This is a genomic window from Streptomyces sp. LX-29 (assembly GCF_029541745.1).
GTDB lineage: Bacteria > Actinomycetota > Actinomycetes > Streptomycetales > Streptomycetaceae > Streptomyces.
The window spans coordinates 8,114,023-8,136,633 of sequence record NZ_CP089746.1 but is presented as its reverse complement, the minus strand read 5'-3'; the positions used below and the strand labels follow the sequence as shown (position 1 = coordinate 8,136,633).

At 68.9% G+C, this 22,611-nt stretch carries 23 protein-coding genes and 6 pseudogenes; 14 read left to right on the top strand and 15 right to left on the bottom strand.

The window, feature by feature from the left end:
- Window positions 1–650: 650 nt before the first annotated feature.
- Both LRS74_RS33120 and LRS74_RS33115 read left to right on the top strand, forming a co-directional pair.
- Window positions 651–1,705, top strand: a pseudogene (locus LRS74_RS33120) (transposase); the annotation flags it as partial.
- An 85-nt stretch (window positions 1,706–1,790) separates the two neighbouring features.
- Window positions 1,791–2,120: a hypothetical protein gene (locus tag LRS74_RS33115; RefSeq protein WP_277744475.1), complete on the top strand. Its 330-nt coding sequence runs from the start codon at window positions 1,791–1,793 to the stop codon at window positions 2,118–2,120.
- A gap of 8 nt (window positions 2,121–2,128) precedes the next feature.
- Here the strand turns inward: LRS74_RS33115 and LRS74_RS33110 are convergent.
- A pseudogene (locus LRS74_RS33110) lies at window positions 2,129–2,929 on the bottom strand (nucleotide sugar dehydrogenase); the annotation flags it as partial.
- A gap of 9 nt (window positions 2,930–2,938) precedes the next feature.
- Here LRS74_RS33110 and LRS74_RS33715 point away from each other — a divergent pair.
- Together LRS74_RS33715 and LRS74_RS33105 are read left to right on the top strand one after the other, a co-directional pair.
- Window positions 2,939–3,271: pseudogene (locus LRS74_RS33715) on the top strand (hypothetical protein); the annotation flags it as partial.
- Window positions 3,258–3,386, top strand: coding sequence for a hypothetical protein (locus LRS74_RS33105; RefSeq protein WP_277744473.1), 129 nt, complete (start codon window positions 3,258–3,260; stop codon window positions 3,384–3,386). The pseudogene LRS74_RS33715 and the gene LRS74_RS33105, both read left to right, overlap by 14 nt.
- A 74-nt stretch (window positions 3,387–3,460) precedes the next feature.
- Here the strand turns inward: LRS74_RS33105 and LRS74_RS33100 are convergent, their stop codons facing one another.
- On the bottom strand, window positions 3,461–3,643 hold the full coding sequence (locus tag LRS74_RS33100) for a hypothetical protein (RefSeq protein ID WP_277744471.1): 183 nt from the start codon (window positions 3,641–3,643) through the stop codon (window positions 3,461–3,463).
- A gap of 496 nt (window positions 3,644–4,139) precedes the next feature.
- On the opposite strand from LRS74_RS33100, the gene LRS74_RS33095 reads away from it, so the two are divergent.
- Window positions 4,140–4,400, top strand: a complete 261-nt coding sequence (locus LRS74_RS33095) for a hypothetical protein (protein WP_277744470.1) — start codon at window positions 4,140–4,142, stop codon at window positions 4,398–4,400.
- Here the strand turns inward: LRS74_RS33095 and LRS74_RS33090 are convergent.
- Window positions 4,386–5,300 (bottom strand): annotated as a pseudogene (locus LRS74_RS33090) (IS5 family transposase). The gene LRS74_RS33095 and the pseudogene LRS74_RS33090 overlap by 15 nt on opposite strands.
- A gap of 105 nt (window positions 5,301–5,405) precedes the next feature.
- On the opposite strand from LRS74_RS33090, the gene LRS74_RS33085 reads away from it, so the two are divergent.
- Both LRS74_RS33085 and LRS74_RS33080 read left to right on the top strand, forming a co-directional pair.
- Window positions 5,406–6,344 carry a hypothetical protein gene (locus LRS74_RS33085; RefSeq protein WP_277744469.1) on the top strand — a complete coding sequence of 313 codons (939 nt, stop codon included), beginning with the start codon at window positions 5,406–5,408 and terminating at the stop codon, window positions 6,342–6,344.
- A gap of 132 nt (window positions 6,345–6,476) precedes the next feature.
- Window positions 6,477–7,203: pseudogene (locus tag LRS74_RS33080) on the top strand (transposase); the annotation flags it as partial.
- Here LRS74_RS33080 and LRS74_RS33075 read toward each other — a convergent pair.
- The 4 genes from LRS74_RS33075 to LRS74_RS33060 form a co-directional block, all read right to left on the bottom strand.
- The gene (locus LRS74_RS33075; protein ID WP_277744468.1) at window positions 7,196–7,681 is read right to left on the bottom strand and encodes a hypothetical protein; all 486 of its coding nucleotides are present in this window, start codon (window positions 7,679–7,681) and stop codon (window positions 7,196–7,198) included. The pseudogene LRS74_RS33080 and the gene LRS74_RS33075 overlap by 8 nt on opposite strands.
- Window positions 7,654–8,001 carry a hypothetical protein gene (locus tag LRS74_RS33710; protein WP_347178183.1) on the bottom strand — a complete coding sequence of 116 codons (348 nt, stop codon included), beginning with the start codon at window positions 7,999–8,001 and terminating at the stop codon, window positions 7,654–7,656. Before LRS74_RS33710 ends, LRS74_RS33075 begins: the two co-directional genes overlap by 28 nt.
- A gap of 303 nt (window positions 8,002–8,304) precedes the next feature.
- The gene (locus LRS74_RS33065) at window positions 8,305–8,886 is read right to left on the bottom strand and encodes a restriction endonuclease (RefSeq protein WP_277744467.1); all 582 of its coding nucleotides are present in this window, start codon (window positions 8,884–8,886) and stop codon (window positions 8,305–8,307) included.
- A gap of 496 nt (window positions 8,887–9,382) precedes the next feature.
- On the bottom strand, window positions 9,383–10,213 hold the full coding sequence (locus LRS74_RS33060; protein WP_277744466.1) for a TniQ family protein: 831 nt from the start codon (window positions 10,211–10,213) through the stop codon (window positions 9,383–9,385).
- A gap of 108 nt (window positions 10,214–10,321) precedes the next feature.
- On the opposite strand from LRS74_RS33060, the gene LRS74_RS33055 reads away from it, so the two are divergent.
- Window positions 10,322–10,633 carry a hypothetical protein gene (locus LRS74_RS33055; protein WP_277738997.1) on the top strand — a complete coding sequence of 104 codons (312 nt, stop codon included), beginning with the start codon at window positions 10,322–10,324 and terminating at the stop codon, window positions 10,631–10,633.
- On the opposite strand, the gene LRS74_RS33050 is transcribed toward LRS74_RS33055, so the two are convergent.
- From LRS74_RS33050 to LRS74_RS33035, 4 genes are all read right to left on the bottom strand, one after another.
- Window positions 10,634–11,656: a TniB family NTP-binding protein gene (locus tag LRS74_RS33050; RefSeq protein WP_277738996.1), complete on the bottom strand. Its 1,023-nt coding sequence runs from the start codon at window positions 11,654–11,656 to the stop codon at window positions 10,634–10,636.
- Window positions 11,653–13,203 (bottom strand): Mu transposase C-terminal domain-containing protein, encoded by a 1,551-nt coding sequence (locus LRS74_RS33045; RefSeq protein WP_277744547.1) that lies wholly within the window; start codon window positions 13,201–13,203, stop codon window positions 11,653–11,655. Before LRS74_RS33045 ends, LRS74_RS33050 begins: the two co-directional genes overlap by 4 nt.
- A gap of 542 nt (window positions 13,204–13,745) precedes the next feature.
- On the bottom strand, window positions 13,746–14,399 hold the full coding sequence (locus LRS74_RS33040) for a TnsA-like heteromeric transposase endonuclease subunit (RefSeq protein WP_277744546.1): 654 nt from the start codon (window positions 14,397–14,399) through the stop codon (window positions 13,746–13,748).
- A gap of 406 nt (window positions 14,400–14,805) precedes the next feature.
- Window positions 14,806–15,669, bottom strand: coding sequence for a LysR family transcriptional regulator (locus LRS74_RS33035; RefSeq protein WP_277744465.1), 864 nt, complete (start codon window positions 15,667–15,669; stop codon window positions 14,806–14,808).
- A 92-nt stretch (window positions 15,670–15,761) separates the two neighbouring features.
- Here LRS74_RS33035 and LRS74_RS33030 point away from each other — a divergent pair, with 92 nt between their 5' ends.
- Both LRS74_RS33030 and LRS74_RS33025 read left to right on the top strand, forming a co-directional pair.
- A complete protein-coding gene (locus tag LRS74_RS33030; protein ID WP_277744464.1) occupies window positions 15,762–16,499 on the top strand; it encodes an SDR family oxidoreductase in 738 nt (245 codons plus the stop codon).
- A 351-nt stretch (window positions 16,500–16,850) separates the two neighbouring features.
- On the top strand, window positions 16,851–17,039 hold the full coding sequence (locus LRS74_RS33025) for a hypothetical protein (RefSeq protein WP_277745059.1): 189 nt from the start codon (window positions 16,851–16,853) through the stop codon (window positions 17,037–17,039).
- A gap of 121 nt (window positions 17,040–17,160) precedes the next feature.
- On the opposite strand, the gene LRS74_RS33020 is transcribed toward LRS74_RS33025, so the two are convergent.
- Window positions 17,161–17,385, bottom strand: a complete 225-nt coding sequence (locus LRS74_RS33020; RefSeq protein ID WP_277744463.1) for a hypothetical protein — start codon at window positions 17,383–17,385, stop codon at window positions 17,161–17,163.
- A 128-nt stretch (window positions 17,386–17,513) separates the two neighbouring features.
- On the opposite strand from LRS74_RS33020, the gene LRS74_RS33015 reads away from it, so the two are divergent.
- Window positions 17,514–19,115: an NACHT domain-containing protein gene (locus LRS74_RS33015; RefSeq protein ID WP_277744462.1), complete on the top strand. Its 1,602-nt coding sequence runs from the start codon at window positions 17,514–17,516 to the stop codon at window positions 19,113–19,115.
- 262 nt (window positions 19,116–19,377) lie between these two features.
- Here the strand turns inward: LRS74_RS33015 and LRS74_RS33010 are convergent, their stop codons facing one another.
- Entirely contained in the window at window positions 19,378–19,743 is a 366-nt protein-coding gene (locus LRS74_RS33010; RefSeq protein WP_277744461.1) for a hypothetical protein, read from the bottom strand.
- A gap of 3 nt (window positions 19,744–19,746) precedes the next feature.
- Between LRS74_RS33010 and LRS74_RS33005 the strand changes: the two genes are divergently transcribed.
- Both LRS74_RS33005 and LRS74_RS33000 read left to right on the top strand, forming a co-directional pair.
- Window positions 19,747–19,968, top strand: a complete 222-nt coding sequence (locus LRS74_RS33005; protein ID WP_277744460.1) for a hypothetical protein — start codon at window positions 19,747–19,749, stop codon at window positions 19,966–19,968.
- 180 nt (window positions 19,969–20,148) lie between these two features.
- Window positions 20,149–20,282, top strand: a pseudogene (locus LRS74_RS33000) (IS630 family transposase); the annotation flags it as partial.
- Between the two features lie 32 nt (window positions 20,283–20,314).
- On the opposite strand, the gene LRS74_RS32995 reads toward LRS74_RS33000, so the two are convergent.
- On the bottom strand, window positions 20,315–20,899 hold the full coding sequence (locus LRS74_RS32995; protein ID WP_277744459.1) for a YdeI/OmpD-associated family protein: 585 nt from the start codon (window positions 20,897–20,899) through the stop codon (window positions 20,315–20,317).
- 54 nt (window positions 20,900–20,953) lie between these two features.
- Between LRS74_RS32995 and LRS74_RS32990 the strand changes: the two genes are divergently transcribed.
- Window positions 20,954–21,757 (top strand): NAD-dependent epimerase/dehydratase family protein, encoded by an 804-nt coding sequence (locus LRS74_RS32990; RefSeq protein WP_277744458.1) that lies wholly within the window; start codon window positions 20,954–20,956, stop codon window positions 21,755–21,757.
- A 360-nt stretch (window positions 21,758–22,117) separates the two neighbouring features.
- Here LRS74_RS32990 and LRS74_RS32985 read toward each other — a convergent pair whose 3' ends face one another.
- Window positions 22,118–22,549, bottom strand: a complete 432-nt coding sequence (locus tag LRS74_RS32985) for a VOC family protein (protein WP_277744457.1) — start codon at window positions 22,547–22,549, stop codon at window positions 22,118–22,120.
- Window positions 22,550–22,611 lie beyond the last annotated feature (62 nt).

Sequence of the window (22,611 nt, the reverse complement as noted above, 5' to 3'; positions counted from 1 at the left end):
CCGGAAATTCGGCCACGACGCGTAGGGTCTTGGGCCGCCCGCGGAACCACCACCAGGATGGGACGGCCAGTAGCGAGACCTTCTCCGCCGTCGGCACGATGAGACTTCCCGATCGGGCGCCTGGCTGTACCAGGTGAGGAGAAGTTGACCGGCGGTGGTGTCCCAGTTGCCGTCGAAGGCACGGTCCAGGCCGAGTGGGGGCAGCAGCTGAGCCTTGCGTGCCCGGACAGCCTTCCACTTACGACGGTCCTTCTTGATCTCGCCCGGCGAGGTTGCGTCAAGTGCTGCGAGCAAGATCAGCGGAGAGGCCAGAACCAGCCCACTCCCCGCCAATATGTAGGGCAGCAGTCTGCGCCGGTGTCGCAAACGCCCCCCACCAGCCGCCTGATGGACCTCCTTGGGAGGCGTGGGGATGGGCGCTGTCAACCGACACCACGTGGCCGAGGAGGCATCGCCGCCCACCAGCTCGCTCGCACGTTCCAAGACCTGCTTCATCGCCATCCGGTCATCGTAGGCAGTCTCAATCTCCGGTCTCGAACACTGCCTCGAACTAGGTAGCTCACCTGGACATTCACCAGACGCGCAGGCGGCCTTCGCCTGATCATGCGCTCCGACCAAGGGCACACGTGATCACAACAAAGGCCGTGAGGTTGAGTCTGCTTCCTGATGACGCCCTGGAGGAAGCGTTCGCGGGAGCGTCACGTTTCCGGGGTGAGTTCTACGAGTGTCTGACCGCTCGGAGCGATGAACTGTTCGAGCTGTCGGATGCGGTGTTGCGTGCGGACGGGGCGGTGAGGTCCGCGGTGGACCTGACGCTGCTGCCCGAGCACCGCCGAGGGCACGGAGCGATGCACGACGGGCTCAACCACGGCCGGATCGATGCCAAACGACTGCGGACGGTACTGGCTGCTTTGCCGCTTCCGCGGTTTTTGGACGGTCGGCTCGTGTTGGCCGTGGACATCTCGCCGTGGCTGCGGTCGGATGCTCCGTGCTCGGCGGAGCGGTTGTTCTGCCACGTCTACGGCCGCGCGAAGAGGGCCTCGCAGTTCACCCCCGAGGGGCCATACTCGTTCGTCGCCGTGCTGGAGATGGGCGCCACGCCCTGGACCGCGATCCTGGACGCCGTTCATCTCGGTCCCGCCGACGACGCGACCGCCGTCACCGCAGCCCAGCTCCGCGGCGTTGTTGAACGGCTCATCGCCGCAGGCCAGTGGCGGTCCGGTGACCCGGAAATCGTCATCGTGACGGATGCCGGCTATGACGTCACCCGCCTGGCCTGGGTCCTGCGTGACCTGCCGGTCGAGCTCGTAGGCCGGGTCCGCTCTGACCGTGTCATGCGGCTGCCGACACCGCCCCGGGTCTACGACCCCAAGGGCGGACGCCCGCCCAAACACGGCCCCGAGTTCCGCTTCGCCAGGCCGGAGACCTGGCCCGAGCCCTCGGTCATCACGCTCACCGTGACCGCGAACTACGGAAAGGCCGAGACTCAGGCATGGGACCGGGTCCACCCGCGGCTGACTCACCGGGCCGCCTGGCTGGAGCACGACGGCGAACTCCCCGTCATCGAGGGCACGCTGATCCGGCTGAAGGTCGAGCACCTGTCGAAGGACGCGAGGCCCCGCCCGTGTGGCTGTGGTCCTCACGGACCGGCGCATGTGCTCCCGACGTCGACCGCTGCTGGCAGGCATTCCTCTGGCGTTTCGACCCGGCGCCCCGCCCACCACAAGGTTGAGACCAAACCCCGCCGCAGCACCTGAATCTCCGCTGCCTCAACCGCCAAGGCGCCGACAATGTTGGATGGCTACATGGTGAGACGACAACGGACGAAGAAGCGGCCTTTCTTCGGCAGGCCGAAGGGCATCATCCTGCTGGCGACGCCGGAAGGCTGGCGCCACAGCGTCCTCACCGAGGAAGGCGGAATGCTCTGCGGGCGTCTCGCCGACGTGCCGATCAACGCCGACCCAGCCGAGGCGCGCACAGCTGCGGCCGCAATGGTGGTGGCACTCGCGCACGACTTCCACGAAGTCGACGTCGAAGTGACTTGGGATCCGCCCCGGGAACCCGAGTCCTGGACCGGCCAGGTGACCCTTGCCGCGCCCCCACCAAACGCCAGAGGTTAAACGACACACACCGTGACCTTCACCCTCGTGACGGGTCGGCCGAGGGTCTCCTCGATGAGCCGCAGGGCGGCTGCGGGCCTCGATTCGTTGACGTGCTCTGCGGCGCGCAGGAGGGATGCGGCGTCGAGAGCGCCGAGGGCTTCGGCGGAGGCGGTGAACGCGCGGACGTCCTTGGGCAGGCAGCCGCCGCCGTAGCCGGGGCCGGCGTTCAGGCCACCTCGGCCGATGCGCGGATCGAGGCCGATGGCTTCGGTGAGTTGCTGGACGTCGGCGCCGGCAGCGGCGCACATGTCAGCGACGCCATTGATGAAGGAGATCTTCATGCCCAGGTAGGCGTTGGCCGCGCCCTTGATCAGCTCCGCTGTGGCGGGGTCCGTGACGAACAGCGGGACCTTGTTCTCCAGCAGGGGCGCGTAGACCCTACGCCCCACGTCCTCGGCGCGCGGGGAGGGAACGCCGACGACGATGCGGTCGGGGCGCAGGGTGTCGTCGATGGCGTGGCCCTCACGCAGGAACTCGGGGTTCCAGACGACCTCAGCGTCGCTTCCCGCAGGGGCGAGGCGGGCGACGAGGGCGGCGAGGGTGCGGGTGGTGCCGACGGTGACGGTGGACTTGCCGATGATGACGCAGGGCCGCCTCATGTGCGGGGCCAGGGCGCGGGCGGCACCGAAGACCTGGCCGGTGTCGTAGCTGCGGCCATCGGCGTCGATGGGGGTGCCGACGGCGAGGAAGTGAACGTCGGCGAAGGCGGCGGCCTCGGTGATGTCGGTGGTGAAGCGCAGGCGGCTCGATGCGGTGTGGGTGGCCATCGCGGCGGCGTGCGGGATGCCCAGGGGCACTTGGTCGGGCCGGTGATCACGCACAACTTCGACGTCCTCGCCGCGAGGGCTGGCGTGGGGGATTGCTTCATGCGCCGCTACGACCAGGCCGTACCGGACGTCGAGTGGGCCGACGGCGCGAAGGGCCTGCTCGTCGTCGGGCTGCACGCCGACCGTCGCAAGGTCCAGGCCCGCGCCCGCGAGCGCGGCATGCAGGTCGTCTACCTCGACCCCGAGGGCTTCTGGCACGACAACCAGTTCCTTCCCTACCCGCTGGAAGGCCCGCAGGACGGCGACCTGGTGTGCCGCAAGAGCGCGGATGAGGGCCTTCCGGAGCCGTCAACCTCCCCTCGCCGGGCTGCTGCTTCCAGCCGCCGGCCGCGAGCGCGGCCTGGACGACGGCTTCGTGTGCGGCGATCTCGTCGGCGGCGCGGCGACCGAGTGGTAGAGGTACAGGTCCCTCAGCCCGATGGCGGGCGCGGCGGTGGTCCGGCACCAACCCGTACCGGTAGCGGCAGTGGATCACCCGGCGGCGGGCGTCGCCTTCGCCGCTCCAGCCGGAGGGGCCCGCGGTGGCCTTCTCCTGGGGCGGCGCCAGATGCCTTCCTCGATGTACCACGGCCGGTCGACGTCACCGAAGTAGGTCTTCCACGTCCGCAGCTGCTGCGGGGTGAGCTGGTCCACGACGATGTACGGGACGTCCACGGGGTCTTCCCCTGCTGCCCGCCCTCAGCTGGAAGCCGTGGGCAGGTTGTCGGTCGTCGCACGCCTTCGGGCTGTACCTGTGGGCCTGCATGCCTGTTCGTGCTGGGAGTGTGGGCGGGGCCGGATGGGCGGAGGCAGGAGGCGTGTGCGCGGCGCTTTCGGCCAGCGCAAGGCGGGCGGGACGGGGGAAGCGAAAGGGGGCGGACCACCGGGGGCGCTACCAGGCTGAGCTGTGGTGCCCTACTGTCGCCGGTGAGGGTTCCAGCGCAGACATTCCTGCGGAGGCCGCCATGCCGTCCGGTGTTCCCCAGACCGATCCGAAGCAGGGCGAGAGCGCATTCGCCTACTGGTTCCGCATATGCGACTTCACCAAGAAGGGCCTCGCCACCGCTGTCACCCGGGAAGCAGGGCGGGCCGGCTACCCGCACGTGCGTCCCGATGGTTCCCGGGTACGGCGCTGGCTGGGCGGCGAGAGGCCGCGCCCGCCCATCCCGAGTTGCTCGCGGCCGTCTTCTCCGCGAAGTGCGGCCGGCGGCTGACGGCAGCCGACCTCGGGCTGGCAGAAGCAGACTCTGAGGACCTCACCCGCTTCCGCGGGCCCACCGAACTCCTCACCGACCTGACCCACATGACCTCCGCCGCGCTCCTCAACGGCACCCAAACCAGCACCACGCCCAGCCCACACCCTGGGGAGCAGGCGCGTCCGGCGATCCCGTACGAGCCCGAACGGCTCCTGCCGGCGCTAGGCAGTGTCTGATGGCTCTTTGATGAGATCGCGGAGCCAGATGACGATGGCTGCGGTGGCCAGGGTTCCTTGGAACACGTAGTCGCGTTTGTCGTACCTGGTCGCCACTGCCCGGTGTTGTTTCAGCTTGCCGACGCAGCGTTCGACCGTGTTCCGGTGGCGGTACTGCTCGTGTTCGAAGGCCGGTGGCCGGCCTCCCGCCCGGCCCCGCCGTCTGCGGTTTGCACGCTGGTCCTCCGGTTGCGCGATGGTCGCCTTGATGTGGCGTTGTCGCAGGTAGGCGCGGTTGGCGCGGCTGGAGTACGCCTTGTCACCGCGGGCCCGGTCCGGCCGGGTGCGCGGGTCCCGGGCGGGCGACCGCAAGGGCCTGCATGAGCGGGATGAACATCGGGCTGTCCCTGCGCTGGCCGGGGGAAGTCAGCCAGACCAGGGGTCGGCACCGGTCGTCGGCCAGCAGATGGACCTTGCTGGTCAGCCCGCCCCGGGAGTGTCCCAGGGCCTCACGTCCCTCCGGGTCCTCACGGGTCCCGCCCCTTTTTGCGGGTGGTCGACCGGGGGCCGGTGCCGGGCTCCGGCGGCGTGCTGGTGGGCCCGGCAGGTGGTGGAGTCGGCGTTGACCGCCCAGGAGCCGTCTGCGTCCCGGGCACTGGCGTCGGCGCCGGTCTGCAACGCGCGCAGGATCCTCGCCCACGTGCCGTCGGCCGACCAGCGCCGGTGTCGTTCGTACACGGTCTGCCAGGGGCCGTAGCGTTCGGGCAGGTCACGCCAGGGAATCCCGGTCCGGGTCCGGAACAGGACCCCATTGACCACCCTCCGGTGGTCCGCCCACCGCCCGCCCGGCCCACCGGTCTCCGGCAGCAGCGGAGCGATACGTTCCCACTGAGCGTTCGTCAGTTCATGGCGACGCACCATGACAGGCTCCTGCCCGGCACGGCAACAGATCCACCATCCCGGCCAAGAGCCATCAGACACTGCCTAGACACCTGGGCCTACGCCCCCTCCCACACCCTCCCTGGGGTGAGCGAGTCGCGCGGGTCCCGGCTCGGCGCCGGAGACGCCGCGCGGATCGCCGACTACACCCGCGCCTTCCGGCAGCTGGACAACCGCCATGGCGGCGGCAGCACTCTGCACTCCGCCACCGGGCAACTGGCCTGGGCCACGGGCCTCATCCGCGACGGCCGTTACACCGAGACCACCGGCCGGCTCCTCTTCCGCGAACTCGCCGACCTCGCCGGCTGCGTCGGCTGGATGTCCCACGACGTCGCCCAGGGGCCTGCGGCCATCCGCTACCTCACCATGGCCGTCCACGCCGCCCGCGAAAGCGGGGACCGCAACCTCACCTCACACCTGCTGCAGTGCCTCGCCCGGATCTGGGGCTACCTCGGCCGGCCCGACCTCGCCTCCGACTGCATCGCCCTGGCTCTGTACGGAACCCGCAACGACGCCCACCCCGTCCTGCGCGCCGGCCTCTACGCCCTGGCCGCCCGCTTCGCCGCCCTCCAGGGCGAGGCACCTGAGGCCCTGCGCAGCGTCCGTCACGCCCAGGAGATCTTCCACGAGCATGCCGTCGAGGACCGGCCCGAGTACATCGCCTACCTCGACCACGCGGAACTGAGCTCCACCCTCGGCGAAGTCCTGCTCTTCCTCTCCCGCAGCAGCGGCCAGCCCCAACACGCCACCAGCGCCCTGGACCTGCTGAGCACCGCCGCTGCCGAACGCGACTTCGCCCGCTCCAGCGCCTTCGACGCCATCGCCGCCGCCCGCGCCCTCCTGGTCGTCGACGACCTCGAAGCCGCCTGCGCCACCGGCCTGCGCGCCATCCGCATCGGCTCACACGTCGAATCCGCCCGCGTCCGCCGACGCTTCCTCGACCTCGTCCGCGAAGCCCAACCCCATGAATCGAAGCCGGCCGTACGAGATCTCCGGGAACAGCTGCTCGCTGCCGCCCGGCCCTGACCCGCCAGGGTGCCTCATATCCCGCCTGGGCACAGGCATTACAGCCGAAGCCGGACTGGTCTTGATGAGACGGCTGAGGTGGATGAGCTGGGAAGATCCAGGGCCGCACCTGTAGCGCCGCTGCTGCCGGCTGTCGCCTACCTGCCCGGCCTGACGATGCGGTGGATCGCCGACCTCTACCCAAGTGAGGCCAAGACCGGCGCGAAGGACGCCTTCATCATCGCCGACGCCGCCCGCGCGATGCCCCACACGCTCCGGGCCATCGACAGCGAGGACGAGACGATCGCCGAGCTGGAAATGATCGTAGGCTTCGACGGCGACCTCGCTGGCGAGGCCACCCGGGTCGCCAACAGGCTGCACGGCCTGCTGCCCCAGATCCACCCCTCGCTGGAGAGAGTCCTGGGGCCACGGTTGCAGCACCCGGCCGTCCTCACGCTGCTGGACCGGTTCGGATCCCCGGCACAGATACGCAAGGCGGGCCGTCGGCGGCTGGTCACACTGCTGCGGCCGAAGGCCCCGCGGATGGCCGAGCGGCTGGTCGACGACATCTTCAACGCCTTGGACGAGCAGACCGTCACCGTTCCGGGCACCGACGCGGCCGCGCTGATCGTCCCGAGCCTGGCCGGATCACTAGCCGCCGTCCTTGACGAACAAGCAGCTCAAACGGGCTTTCTTCCTCTCCGCATTCGCCGCCCTGGGCGACCCGGCCTCCCGGGCCTACTACGACAAGAAGATCGCCCAGGGCGAGCACCACACCCAGGCCCTGCTCTGCCTCGCCCGACGATGGGCCGACGTCCTGTTCGCCATGCTCCGCGACGGCACCCTATACGAACCCCAGCCGTCGGCCGCAGTCACCTGACCAGCGGCTCTGCGAGGACAACGACTCGATCAGCCTCGACATCGAAGCCGAGCACCGGATGGCCCCAGTCGCCCTCCGGATCCATCAGCACCGGCTTGCCCAACCGCCGCCCGATCTCCCGAAGGAAGCCGCAGAACACGTCGAGTCGCTCCTGGCCCTGCAACTCCCGCAGGTCGACATCGAAGTCGACTTCATCGTCGGCATGGAAACGGAAGATCGCCAGCACGTCGGCAGTCGGCCAGACCCGCAGGTCCGGGCGCTCGGAATCCGCCGGACGGGACAGCACGGCCTCCGCCCGAGGCACCGGAAGCACCGTCTCTCCCTCGGAATATCGACACTTCCAGCCGCTCTCCGCGACAAGATCGAGGACCGCCTGCCAGTCCTCCACCGAGGCATTCGGGACGCGCACGTCCGGCAACGACCCCATCAAGTCCGGGTCGAAGAAGCACTTCACGTCACCCCACAGCAGATCAGCCACCCTGACATGCTGCCCGGCTCACCAACCCAACGCTCGCCCGTTTTCCTTGACCAAAGGCATAGGGCCCCCAGACACCCAGGCATCCTCAGCGGCACAGCCTGCGCGAACGAGTCCTCCAACCACGCCAGCGTCTTGTCTCGGGCGATGTCCTGGCACAGCTCCAGCACCAGGCGGTGCTCCTCACCGAGCAGCGCCCACGCGATCTGTGCCGTCGACGGCGCCCGGAACACCAAGTCCATGGCCAGCCAGAGCGTCCGCTCCTTGGCCTTCTCAGTCTCCTGCGACTGGTTGTGCTTGATGACCCTGCCCAGCACGGTCACCCGCCGCGCCTTCGCCGGATCGTCACCCGCCCCTTCAGGCGCTCGCGCTCGATCTGGTCGGCGTCTGGGTGACGGCCCTCCCCCAGGAGCAGTTAGGCCTGCCGCTCGGTCACCACGCCCCCGGCCTTGAGGCCGACCGCGGCCAGGCCCCGGCCCGTCCACAAACCGGCCGGGGCACCGGCCTCGTCCTGAGCGGCGCGCAGCGGCGTACCCGCCCGGCGGTGGCCGTCACCGACCAAAACGCCGTTGCAGTAGTACGGCCAACCCTTCGGACCAATCTTCGCGACTGAGCGGCATGAGGGTTCAGCTGTCCGGGGTCAGCTTCCGGTTGGTACCGGACCGGCCGATGTCCAGATCGAGGAGCGCAGTCAGGGCCGTGCCGCCGTTCCAGAAGCCGAGAAGGTCGACGTCGACGAGGACCAGGCCGTGGCGGGCGGCGAAGGCCCGAGCCTGCTTGGTGAACTTGCAGGAGGCGACAAAGAGCGGGACGTCCGCTTCGTGTTCACTGCGGGCGGTGCCGTTGAACTTCTGCAGGTCCGGGCTGCCGACGGTACGGTGCTTGGCGTAACGCTTGCACTGGACCACGAGCTTCCGCCCGTCCGGCAGCCAGCCCATCACATCGGCGCCCAGGTCGTTTGAGGCACCAACCCGGCGCACCCCGGTGCAGCCGTCCCTGCGGCAGAGGTCCGCGACGTACTCCTCGAACTCCAGGGGGTCCATCGCCCATACCGCTTCCATCGACCGCACGGCCTGGACCCGCGCCTCCTCCGCCAGCCGGGCTTTCTCCGCCTCGGCCTCGCGACGCCCGGCCCGGACCAGGACCCCAACCAAGGCACCCGCACCCAAGACGGCTAACACCACCAGCATCACCGTGCCCGTTCCCATTTGCTCTCCCCTCCCGCGGTTCGGCTGTCCACCAGCGGTAGAGCTCCCCACCCGAGACACCGTCTATCCCGAGCGCGACAACGCCTGGGCTGTCGACGGCAGGCAGCTGAGGGTGAGCGCTTGGCTTGTGGACCCTTAACCGGGTTAAGGGTCCACAAGCTCTCGCGTGTCCTCTTCAACTTCGCCGAGAACCGGAGCGCAGCGAGATCCCGGACCATCTGCGGCACAGGTGCAAAGACGGGTTGGCCGAGACCGCGGCCGCCGCGCTGACCGAGGTCCTCGCCGTCCACGGGACCGACACCTATTCCGTGTGCTCGCCTCCGCACAGGTCAGTGCGGGGACTCACGCCTCGCGCTGCGCAGAATGTCGCCGCCGCGCTGGGCAGCCGGCCCTCCACTCACGGCCAGGTGATCACGCTGGCCGGCAGCGGTCTCACCGGCACGACCGCCTTGCCGGTCACAGTCAGCTCTCCCGGGCCCGGCCCTTTTGTCCTGTGTCACCGAGTCGTCCTTGACGCGGTCGCTCTGACCTGCGACGAGGAATCTTGAGTGGCGAAGTGGCCGTGAACCGTGGGTGCCGTCGTTCGGAGATGCGGAGAGCTCTCGCCAGTGGATCTTGCTGGATCGCGAGGATGCTTGGCGAGCACTGATGCGGCGAGTTCGAGGGCGTCGGGGTAGATCGCTGCGTGCGTGTAGGCGTCGAGGTCGGTCGGGACGCCGCGTTGGTGATTGTGGGTCTGCAGTGCGAGGAGCCGGTATCTCCAGTGGTGCGGGACGGTGGCTGGGGAGGCCGGCCAGGATGGGACGGCTTCGACCGCGCTCTGGTGGGCGAGGGTGAGCTGCTGGGGTGTGAAGCGGCGGAGGAGGCGGTTCGCCCGGTGTTGGGCGGTGGTGATCTCGAGGCATATGGAGAGGTCGAGGTGGGGTTCTCCGAGATCGCTGAGCCAGATTCCGTGCCGTGTGCAGACCTTGTGGTGAATCGGGAGGTGGACGGGGACGGGCTGGTGGATGCCGAGGCGGGCAGTGCACCGGTGGCAGGCGGTCGTGGCCCGGACGGGGCTTTCGTCGGTGCCGAAGGCGGGGAGTGCGCGAGCCAGGCCGACGGGAGTGGTGCTGGTGAGGTGAGCGAGTTCGTGCAGGGCGTGGGTGGCTGCGGGGGCGAGCATGTGGTGCTGGGCTCGGTCGTCGATGTTGTTGGTCTTCGTGGAGAACCAGGTGGGCAGTACTGCCAGTACCTCGATGGCGGTGAGGTGGTTGGCCTGGGCGATGCGGGCCAGGTAGGAGTTGAGGGTTTCTCCTGCGATCGGAGGGACTCGCTGTGGCAGCACCGGTGTCCGCTCGTGCCTGCGAGTGAGTGTGCGGGACATCCCGGATGGGGCCCGGGGAGGCTCCTCCTGCGAGTTGGTTTCCTGGCGGTCCGCCGGGACCAGCAGGCGGTGTCGGCGCTTCAGTTCGCGATAGAAGGTTGCTCGGCTTCCCTGGAAGCCGAGGTCGGCTACTTCTTTGAACAGAACGCTGGTCCGCAGGTGCGGATCTTCGGCGAGCCGCTGACGGCAGTAGCTGGCGAGGGGTTCGGCGAGCAGGCTTGGCCGTGGGGCCCGAGTCCCTGGCGTTCTCCGGCCGTTGATGTAGTCGCGGACGGTTTGGTGGCTGTGGCCGATGTGGTCGGCGATGGCCTGCACCGGCCATCCGGCCGCGTGCAGGGTGAGGATCCTCTCGGCTCGTTCTCGGGGCAGCATGGGTATTGATCACGTGGCGGGTGGCCGTGGGGATTGGGAAGTGAAGTCGGCGTCGACGGTGTCGAGGCTCTTCTTGGTGATCTTCTCGGTGCCGTCCAGGACGGCATTGATGGCGGCGCCGCGGATTAGCCAGAGCAGGCTTCCGATCATCCCGTGGGTGCGCTGGTGCAGGTAGCGGTCGAGTCGGGTGAGGGCACCGGGCCGGTGGCGGTGGAGCCTCAGGCTGTCCTCCAGGGCTGCGATCAGCGCGGTCCACTGCTGGTCCTGGCCGAACGGTCCGGTGCGGACCATGCCGAACCGGCCGGCGATCTGTTCTCCGCGAGGGCCGGAGAGCAGTCCGGTGCGTTCCAGGCTGATTCCGGCATAGACGAAGGTGGCCGGGATGCGTTCGGAGAAGTACTTCAGGGTGTCGGAGGCTTCGGCGCCGGCGCGTGTGGCGGTGTTGAGGTTGTGGAGTTCGTCGACCGCGACGAGGGTCACGTGGGCGTCCGTACTGACGCCGCAGACCGCGTCGGCGATGTCGGTGATGTTGCTCCTGGTGGAGATCGGCAGGTCGAAGAACCGAGCGAACTCCATCGCGATCATCTTGGGGGTGGCGGCGGGTGGGACGGTGATGTAGATGACCGGGATGTCGCTGGAGGAGTTCGGGTGACGCCTTCGGTGGATCACCTCGACGGTCTTGCCGAGCTGGGTCAGCGCGGTGGTTTTGCCGGTTCTGGCAGGGCCTGAGACCATCAGGCCGCATCGTCCGTAGTGGGCGTTCTTGTTCATTTGGATCAGGCGGCGGCCCGAGGTGATGACCTGGCGGATCGTGGGAGTCTGGACCACCAGCAACCGTGAGTGGTGGTCGATGCGGTCATCGTCGTAGCAGGCTCGTTTGTCGTCCGCGAGACCCGACCAGATCGCCTCGGGCAGCAGCTCCGGCATTGCGGGTATCTCGGTGGCGAACCCGCGCCAGCCCGGCAGGGTGGTCAGCTGCAGATGCCCGTACCCATCTGTGGGATTCCCACCCTGCCCTGGCTCCTGGCTCACCACCGCTTGTCCGCTTCGGTGAACGGGTCGAAGATCGGCATCGGTATCACCTTGGCGATGTTCTCCTCGGGAGCGTCGTCGGCCTGGCCCGCTTCCCCGTCAGCAACGCGGTCGGCAGGGGGAGCCTCGGGCGCGATTGGGGTGGAGGGCGGACTGGATTTGGTGCGGGCTGCGACGCGCCGGTCCCGGCGGCTGAGCCTGGCCCTGGTGCCTGGGTCACCACGGTCAGCGGATCCCTGATGGGCGCGTCGCAGCAGGTCGGCGACGGCATCGGCGAGTTGCTCCTCACTCGCTCCGGGCAGGGTGCGGCGGGTGTGGTCCCAGGCCAGTTCGCCGAACGGGGCGGCAACGCGGTGCAGTTGTTTCCAGAAAAGGGTGATCCAGCCGCCGTTCCAGTGGTCACGGACCCAGATGCGGGACACGTCGTAGGGGTCGTAGTGGATCTCCCAGAGATCCTTGCGGTCCTTGACGCCTGACCGCTGCTGCCGCAGCGGGTTGAGGGCCTGGTCGTCGTAAGTCCGGTGCTTGATCTTCACGCCGTAGGCGTTGATCGCCCGCCAGGTCGCGGGCAGCAGCTCGATGTAGTCATCAGCCGACAACGCGACCGGGACATAGCCGGCCGTCTCGACGAGAGCGGCGTACTTCTCGTTCGGGCTGAACATCCGCCCGGGGTGAAGGGGATCGCGCAGTCCGTCGTGGGGCCGGCTCTGCCAGACCACGATCCACTCGTCCAGGAGTTCCTGCAGCTCCAGCAAGGGCCAGAGCGGCTGTTGTTCGACGTGCCGGCCGCGGCGTTCGGCGTTGAAGCCGGTGTATCCGGCCAGGAACTGGGCGAACAGAGTTCCGACGGACCCCAGCATCCGCTCGATATGGCCCTTCTCCCAGCCCGAGGCGTCGTGAACTGGCTGGAAGTTGATGCCCAAAAAGTTGCAGGAGGCCCGGAAGTTGCGGGAGATGAACACCTTCCCCTGGTCGACCACGATGGTCTCGGGGACGATGACTGGCCGGGCGGCGGCGTGCTCCATTCGAGCGTCAATGTCCAGCAGCCGCCTGAACGGTAACGCCGAGCGTGACATCGCCAGCGCCTGGGCCCAGCCGGGCCTCATCGGCTCGGGAGTGACGGTGCGGGCCAGCAACACGCTGGCGTCCACGGACTTGGTTGTCGGCCGCAGCACCGCCGCGGTGAGGCTTCTGGTCGCGACATCGATCATGCCGGTCAGGTCCACTCGGGCGGGGACCCCGTCGTCCAGGCGGACCAGCACGTCCAGCGGGGTGGAGTCCATCTGCATGAGCTCGCCCGGTGCCGTCGCACTTCTTTCGCCGAACGGCCCGTGGGGACGGTCCGCCAGCGACCGGCGGGTGCGGGCCGATCCGGTGGTGTGCTTGCCCGCCGACAGTTTCTCCAGCAGCCGGTAGAGACTGCGCTGGGACGGCAGCTCCACCGAGCCCCGGCCGTGATCCTCGTCGAGGATCTGACCGGTCCTCCAGAACAGGTAGGTCGCCGTCCGGGTGGAATCCCGGGCGGCCTCGGCGATCGCCTTCTGCATCGCCTCCACCACCAGCGGGTCCACCCGGCCGTGCGCGCTGACGGGCTTGGCGGACCGGTGGTCGGCCATCCCGACCACTCCGTGGGCCTCATAGCGGCGGCGTCGCTTGGCGATCGCGCTTGGCGTCACCGGCCGCCCCGCAGCAGTCAGTTCCGCTGCCTTGGCCTGCTCGCGGCGGGTCAGCGACACCACTGCCGGGTCGTACTCCGGCTTCGGCCTCGTGCCGGCAGGCGCCTGCGGCGGAACCCCGCGCATCACCTCCACGATGTGCTGTTCCCACCACAACGCCTCCGCCGCCACTGCCTCCGGCAGCCCCTCCAACGGCGTCGCCGGCGGAACCGGTGTCCGCGACGACGCGCGTACCACCTCGAAATCGTCGGCCGCCGACAACTCGATCAGGCCGATATCGGTGACCGCACCATCCGTGTCCGCCAGACGCACGGTCGTGCCGGACACCGCGATCACCGTGTGCAGAACCCCGGCCACTCGCACTCGATCACCGATCGACACCCCCACAGGCCGCCGCGGCCGACGCCCCGCGTTCACGACGAGCCCCCCGCTGAGCCAGCGGCCCTCACCAGTGTGGTGGGGCCCAGTCGCTCATGCGCGAGATCGGCCACCAATTCCTGCCTCCACATCAGATGAAACAGCGCGGGCAACACCGCCAGCCGGTCCCCGACGTCCTCGGCTCCCGTCAGCAACGGCGTCGGTGCTGCGAAGGTCTCCTGTAGCCGGGCTGCGATCTCACGTCTGCCGGCGCAGCGCGGATGCCGATAGCGGGCAAGCCACCGCAGATTTGCCATCAGCGCAGGGTCCGGGACACCGACGTGCCTGAACTCCCAGCCGACCGCCGAACAGGCCCGCTCGGTGGCTGCGAACGCCTCAGCTGTCCGCTCGTCGACCTGGTCCTCGGCACGGACATCGACCACGCGAGCACGGCCGTCGGCGAGCCGTACGAAGTAGTCCGGGGCGTGGCGCCGCTTCTCTTTCCCGTCGTGCCAGTGCAGCCAGAACGGCTGCGAAGCGATCCCCACGACATCCGGATCGAAGTCCAACAGGATCAGCCGGTCCTGTTCCAGCCACGACTCGAACCCCACATGACGTCCAGTCGATGCGGCCCACCACCAGCCTGGGAAATGCCCGAGTCCGCGCGACCAGCGGAACGTCCGTACCGGAGCTGCCTCCTCCCACGCCAGCCCACGGCACTGACCCAACGGAACAACCCGCTCGTGGCCTCCAGTGCCGCCGAACCGGAGCGTGAATCCGCCTCCGGCGGTGTCACGCTCTAACGCACCCGCAGTGCTCACCCGGTCACCCCGCCCCAATCGAGTAAACCGTAGTGGCAACAAGCCGAGCTTGAGCAAGATTCAGTGACAAAGAGGAAGATCAACTGTCACAGGACAGCCCGGTCAAGATCCGATGAGACAGGGCACGCATTGCCCAGTGTCCCGTCTCAGGCGGTCCGGTCCCTGTCTCACATGATCTGGCCCGATTCGCTCGCTGTCCCAGATGATCCGGTCCCCTGGGTCTGCTTCTCCGGTCCCGCGGACCCCGGTGGTGTCTGAGCCGTCCCGGGTGCTCACCGATGGGGGCAGGACCTGGTCATAGCCGTGCGGCCGTGCGGACCAGACCGGCCAGGGCGAGGGAGCGGCTGCGGGCGGGCCAGACGATGTGGGTCACGACGGAAGGTGCGTCGGCCAGGGGGACGGCCGTGTGCTCGGCCCACAGCCAGGAGCGGGCGGAGTCGGGGACGACCGCCACGGTGCGTCCGAGGGCGATCAACTGGGCCAGTTGCGTCTGGTTGTGGATCTCGGGGCCCGGGCCGGGTGCGTAGGTGCCGTGGGTGGGCCAGCGAGCGAGCGGCAGATCGGGGACGTCCCTGACATCGGCCAGGGACAAGGTCTCGCGGGCGGCGAGGGGGTGCCCGGCAGGCAGGACGGCAACCTGCCCCTCGGTCGTCAGTGCCTCGCTGTCGAACCCGGCGAGGGAGTTCCACGGCGTGTACATGAGCGCGACATCAGCGCGTCCGTCGCGCAGCAGCTCTTCCTGCTCGCAGATGCCGCACGGCAGCACCTCGATCTCGGCACTGTCGGGCTCGGCCGCGTAGGCGTCGAGAAGTTTCCGCAGCAGTTCGTGGGACGCGGCGGCCTTCACCGCGAGGACCAGCCGACCGCGGGGGCCGCCAGGGCTGTCGGCACCGCCGGCACGCCGGGTGCGGCGAGCGGCGGCGACGGTCGCGTCGAGGGCCGCCCGGCCCTCGTGCAACAGCACCTCTCCGGCACCGGTCAGGCGGACACCACGGCGGTTGCGCTGCAGCAGGCAGACCCCGAGGCGCCGTTCGAGCTGCTGGATCGCCCGCGACAGCGGCGGCTGGGCCATGCCGAGGCGCTCGGCGGCGCGCCCGAAGTGCAGTTCCTCGGCGACGGCCACGAAGTACCTCAACTCGCGGGTCTCCAGGGTGTCCACGGCCGCAGCATACGCGGTGATACCTGGCAGGTATGACAGGACACCGTATCGGTGTTGGCCGCGCCACTCGTCCGCGAGCCAACATCATCAGCATGAGCGAAACGATGATCGCGCTGGTGACCGGCGCGAACAAGGGCATCGGGTACGAGATCGCGGCCGGGCTGGGCAGCCTCGGGTACCGCGTGGGCGTGGGAGCCCGCGACGCCGCCCGACGCGAAACCGCCGTCGGGAAGCTGCGCGCCGTCGGCGTGGACGCGTTCGGGGTACCGCTGGACGTGACCGACGACCGGAGCGTCACCGATGCCGCGGAACTGGTCGAACGGCTGGCCGGGCGCCTGGACGCCCTGGTCAACAACGCCGGCATCTCGGGCGAGATGGGCCCGGGGTGGGAGCAGGACCCGACCGTGCTCGACCTGGAGGTGCTCCGCACGGTCGTGGATACCAACGTCATGGGTGTCGTCCGGGTGACCAACGCGATGCTGCCACTGCTGCGGCGCTCGGCCTCGCCACGTATCGTCAACATATCCAGCAGCGTCGGCTCCCTGGCCCGGCAGGCGGACCCCGACACCGAGATCGGCCCGATCATGGCGGCCTACGCGCCGTCGAAGTCGTTTCTCAACGCCCTCACCGTCCAGTACGCCCGGCAGTTCACCGGTACGAACATCCTGATCAACGCCGCCTGCCCGGGCCTGGTCGCCACCGACTTCACAGGCTTCCACGGATCCCGCACCCCCGCACAGGGCGCGGCCACAGCGCTCCGGCTCGCCACCCTGCCCGACGGCGGCCCGACCGGTTCGTTCTTCGAGGACGACGGCGTCGTCCCCTGGTGACCACGAACTGCCCTGAGCCGACGAAGCCCCGGCGGGTCCACGAAACGGTGCGGACGGACCGGATCGGATGAGACAGCGGGAGGCATCCGTCCGACCAGGACCAGGTCGACTGGGATCTCCGGCGACGCGGCGTCTCAATCGATCCGGTCGCCGCAGGCGACGGCCCCGCTCCCGGACCAGCTCATCCGAGACGGGACAATGTGCACGGTCGGCAGGCAGGACAGCCCGCGCAGCTCATGCAGAACCGGCGCGGGACGGCCGGGCAGTCGCAGATCGGGTTGTAGTCGGGGTCGCCCTCGCCCGGGTAGTACGACTCGCCGAACGGAGGCGGCCAAGGACGCGTCCGCACGTGTGGTGGTGCACCGCCCGGGCCAGGTCGTCGCGCTGGATACGACACCGCTGCCGGTGAAGGTCCGCGAGGCGGTGTTCTCGAACTGCCACGAGACCCGGGACGAGGGCGTGGCCCGGCTCTGGCCGCTCGGGCACCGGAACCTCAACGTGCTGGGCCGCTCCATTCTTCACCGCCTCGGTCCCGCGTGAGGGCCTGCGGCCCTGGCGCGACCCGGACGCCGTCGACCTCGACGATGACGACGACGGGGAGGAATAGGCCAGGCGCCGGGCGGGGCTCTCACTGCCCCCGCCGGTGCTTGATCTTGAGACTTCAGCCTCGGGGCTTCTCGGCCGGCTCACATCGCCACTTGCGGTGTGCCGCCAGCAGGCTCTCGCGCTGGTCGGGCTCGGCATCGCGCAGCACCATGCGCAGGGTGATCAGGTCGCGGACGCCGCGAACCAGTCCCACCGGCTTCGAAAGGGCCTGCCGGCGCCGCAGCACAAGCACTGCCACCAGCAGAATGGGGCCGCTGGCCGCCACCAGTTCGATGGTCATCTCCGGTTCCTCCATAACGATCGTGCCGATTCAGACGGGACCGGCGGGCCGGTCGAGTACAGAATTGCCGCACGAGACGTTCACCGGGTTCACGTGAACAAGGATGAACAACAAGGTCAGGGGGCAGGGTGGCCGATGCGGAGCCCAACGGCGCCAACAGGGAACTGAAGAGGCGGCTCAAGGCCGCTATGGACCGTCAGGGCCTGAGCCAAGCCGACATCGTCAGGCGGACAGAACGCGCTGGCGAAGCGGTCAGCAAGGCGACGGTCAACAATGCGCTGAACCCCGAGAAGGGACCGCCGTCGTCTTTCACGCTCAAGGCGATCCTTAAGGCGTTAGGCATCAGCGACTCGGAGAGGGAGGAGCTGTCCCGCCTTCGCGGGGCGCACTCCCGCGGCACGGCCCGACTGGAGATGTACCTGGAAACCGCCCAGAAGGCGGCGCGCCAGCACCCCTACCCTTCTGTCCTAGACGCCCCGAATCTGCCTGCGCTGGCCGATGTCTACGTGCGCCAGCAAGCTCGTACCCCGGCGGCGGACAACCAGGCTGGCCCCGTGGTACCCGCCGCCGAGGTCTTCGGGGAAGACCGGGCCATGTGCGTACTGCTGGGCGGACCCGGCGGCGGCAAGTCCACGCTGCTGCGCGCCCACCTGGCCAACTCCGCCGACGGCTGGCTGAGCGGCACGACCAGCAAGACGATCCCGGTCATGGTGAACGCGACCGCCCTGACCGGCACGGACCTACTGCCCACCGCTCTCGCCAATGCCGTATCCGGCGACCTGCGGCAGGTCGGACTACTCGATGAGCTGGGCACGGACTTCTTCCGCCACCCTCCACGTCCCGGAACATCCTGGCTGGTCCTGGTCGACGGCCTCGACGAGATCCCCGACGCCGATACCCGCAGCGCTGTTCTGACGATGCTCGCCAGCGCGACTTCGGCCGGGACGGACTTGTACAGGTTCGTCGTAGCCACCCGCCCGCTGCCCGCAAGAGAACTCAGCACTCTGGGTCGACACGCACCGCGCTACGAACTACAGCCCTTCTCCCGAGACGACCTGCTCACCTACGCCACGCATTGGTTCCGCGCCCTGGACGACCCCGGCCGCCACGCCGTCGAATTCATGGCCGGGCTCGCGCGCTCCCGCCTGAAGGACATGGCCCGTACCCCGCTGATGGCCTTCATGCTGTGCCAGCTGTACGCGGCCGATCCCGCCCGTCCGCTGCCCGACGGCCGTGCCGGGGCCTACGAGTCATTCGTCGAGCTGATCTACGAGCAGAACGCCCACAAGAACATCCGCAGCACCCACGACGGTGCGATCCGCCTCTTGAAGGACCGCCATCAGATACCTCAAGACAACCAGGCCGCCGAGCAGGCCGCGCAACGGGTACGCAACCACTTGCCGGAACTGATCGACCTCCTCGCCCACGCAAGAATCAGCGGGAACATCGCCCCAGCTGTCGAGGTTTTAGTCCCGCACCTGCACGCCCAGCGGCCCCACAAGGTCAAGGAACCGCTCTGGAACGCCTTCCTGGGCAACCTCCTGCGTCCCACTGGTCTACTGGCCCAACGCGCAGGCGACTTCGAATTCCGCTCGACGGCTACAGTCGCATCGGTGCCGCCAGTGCCCTGGCCCGCATGGATGGACACCGTGAGAAGGGCGTCGAGCTGCTCGTCGCCTTCGCCGACGACCCGGACGGCGATACCTACGGGGAGGCGGCCCATGTCCTAACCGACCTCAGCGAGGGGTGGGACGACTGACGCGTCCGCAGGGGATCACTCAACGAAATGGACCTCCTGCGGATGCGCACCTGGAAGAGAATTTGCCATTCTTCTATCGGTGCGGGGCCGCGGCCCCACCACGAGCCCGAGGGCCCGCTGCTGGCCGCGTCGCCGATCAGGACTGTCCCCGAAGGCCGACGCGCGGCGGGCATGATTAGGGACTGTTGGACATCTACCAGGGGGCGTGATGGAACGTGATCTGCGGGCACTGTTCAGCACCAACGACCGCGGCTTGACTGATCGCCGGCGACTTCCCCACCGCTCACGAAGCCGCCCGCACCGAGGCCGAGCAGCACGGCATCGCCGGCGAACGTGCCACCAGCCAGGCCCAGCGCGCCCTCGCCCTCGCCTTCACCGACCCCGACCGCGCCGACGACGAACTCGACCTCGCCGAGCAACTCCTGACCGGGCTCGACCTGCGCGCCACCACCCTCACCACGAAGATCGCCGCCCTCATCCGGGACGCCGGCACCGACCGCAACGTCGAAGACCGCGCCCGCATCTTGCGGGCCGAGATCGGCGTCGCCGGACTCGTCGCCGCCGAGGTCCTGCTGGAGCTGGCCCTGTGCTTCCACCACGCCGTGCTCGCCGACGAGACCGAGGTCACTGGCTCCATCAGCCGTCTGCGCAACCTCACCCAGGGCGGCGACTACACGTACTACGTCGACATCGCCCACTACATGGCCGACCGGCCGCTCGGCACGCCGCCATCAGCGCGGTGGATCGACGACGAGCAGGCCGTTCGCAGCCGTTGGTCTGCCCTGGCCACCACCCGGCGCGAACACCTGCGCACCACACGGTGACGCGCGGCCGGACGGATCCGGACGTGAGGTATCGCGCTGGACAGGCGGAATAATCGGCGTCATGGCTGATTCCAGGTCGACGTCGTGTCCGCCCGCTGCTGATGTGCTGCGTGTGCGTACCAGGGGCGCCTGCCCGCCTCGCTCGACGAGTTCGTCGGGCCCACCCACGGGCAGGTTCAGACGAACGCGTCCTGGGCGAACCCGATAAGGCGCACTTCGGGCCGCTGCGGCAGTTCACCCTGGCCAGCTCCAATCATCCCAACCGCACCGGCCAGACGCGGGAGTTGCAGCGCTACCTGCGCTGGCGCAACGCCCCGACGTCCTGGCCGGAGTGTCACCGGGACGCTTACCCTTCGCCCACCTGCCGCCCCTGCGCCAGGTCCCGTACCGCCCGTTCCAGCCGCGTCTGCCGAGTCTCCGGCGTCGAGGCCTGGAGCAGCGGGAGCATCACGAGGTAACGGGCGGTCCGGTCGAGCGCGTCGAATGCCGCACGCGCCGCCGGGTCCGCGGCAAGCGCCGCCGCAAGGTCGTCCGGGACAACGGCTGTCGCTTGCGATGCGTACGCGCGGTCCCAGCGGCCGTCCTCCTGGGCCCGTTGGACCTCGGCGAGGCCGGGCTCTCGCATCCGGCCCGCTGCCGCCAACGCCGCGACCTTCTCGACATTCACCCGCGACCACAGGCTCCTCGGTCGCCGTGGCCCGTACTTCTGCAGGAAATACCGGTCGTCCAAGCCCCGACGCTGTCCGGAGATCCAGCCCCAGCACAGCCCCACGTCGACCAGTTCGTCATCGGTGACCGACGTGATCCCCGACGCCTTCTTCGCAACCTTGACCCACACGCCCTCGCGGCGGGTGTGGTGCTCTGCCAGCCAGTCCTCAAAGGCCGCCGCATCCGGGAACGCGACGACTTCCACCCCGTTGAACTCCTCCATGCGGGCCAGGCTAGCCCGGCCGCGCCCCGGTGAACCTTCCCGGTCGCAACACTAGTGAACAGCCGGCGCGGACAGCTCGCCGGGCAGCGAGAACCCCGCCCCCATCGTCGGCACCTTCAGCAGGCCTGGCCCAGCGGGGCTGGAGCATCACCGCGGTCGGCGTGGACCCCCTCTCGGCCCGCCTCGTGGCCACCGACACCCGCAGCGACGAGGACTGCGAAGTCGAAGTCCAAAGAGAACCTCTGTTCCCAACCAGCCCAGATCCCGACGAGCAGTGCTGATGACGCGCGGACCAAGGCCGTGTGCGAGGAGATGTTCGCCGGCATCGCCGCGGCCGGAAAGATGCGGGTGCTGTCGCTGCGTTACTTCAACCCGGTCGGTTCCGACCCTCTGCTGCGCACCGGTCTCCAGCTCAGGCGCCCCAGCCACGCCTTGGGGAAGCTGATCCAGGCGCACCAGGAGGGAACGTCTTTCCCGGTCACCGGCGTGAACTACCCGACCCGCGACGGGACGGGCATCCGGGACTACGTGCACGTTTGGGACCTCGCCGCGGCCCACGTCGCGGCGATCGACCGCTTCGATTCCATCCTCACGGAGTCGAAGCCGTCGATCGCGATCAACTTGGGCACCGGCTCCGGCACCACCGTCCGGGAGCTGTGCACAGCCTTCAACAGTGTGGTGAGCACGCCCTTGGCTACGATCGACACCGATCCGCGGCCCGGTGATGTGACCGGCGGGTACACCACGAGTGACCGGGCCGCGACGCTGCTGGGGTGGACGCCGAAGCTGTCCTTGGAGGAGGGCATCCGCTCCGCCCTGAACTGGATCCCGGTGCGCGACAAGATGCTGAAGGACTGAGCCTTCCTCTCGCGGCTTGCCACGTACGGGTTCGGGCAGCATCCGCCAGGGCGCACGCCGGCGGTGGGGGGGGTTCGGCCGACCGAAGCCGAAGCCAGTCTGAACTCAGGCTTCTTCGACCTCGGTTGTTACGGTTGTTGTCTGCCGGATGAGCCGGTGAGTGACAGAGCGGGGCGCGTGCACGCGGAACCACTCAAGTTGCTCGATAACGGCGTCTCGCTCGCGGAATTTTGCGTCCAGAGTGCGCCACTGGCCGTCAGACCCGGGCGGCCTTGGGGAACATCGAGACAGCCGATATCGGCTGCCCCGATGTTCCCCAAGGCCGGAGACGGCTCCCCACCTCGCAGTCTCGGAGGAGAATCAGTCGAGGCAGAACTCGTTGCCCTCGATGTCCTGCATCGTGATGCACGACTCGTTGACGCCATCGGCGCGCTGCGTCAGCACGTGTTTCGCGCCGAGCGCCATCAGCCGTGCGCATTCGGCCTCGAGTGTGACCAGGCGCTCCTCACCCACGAGCCCGGAGCCGGCCCGCACATCGAGATGCACCCGGTTCTTGACGACCTTGCCTTCGGGGACTCGCTGGAAGAGCAAGCGCGGGCCCACACCCGAGGGATCAGTGCACGCGAAGTAGATCTCATCCTCGGGCGGCAGCGAGCGGTGGTACTCCTCCCACGTGGCAAAGCCCTCCGGGACCGTCGGTACGACGTACCCCAGCACCTCGCACCAGAAGGCGGCGAGGCGCGCAGGCTCCGCGCAGTCGAAGGTCACTTGGAACTGTTTGATCGTTGACATCGGCGCACGATAACAGGGTCCCTGCTCATCTCCCCAGGTCGGTAGGTCCGCACGTTGTCGGG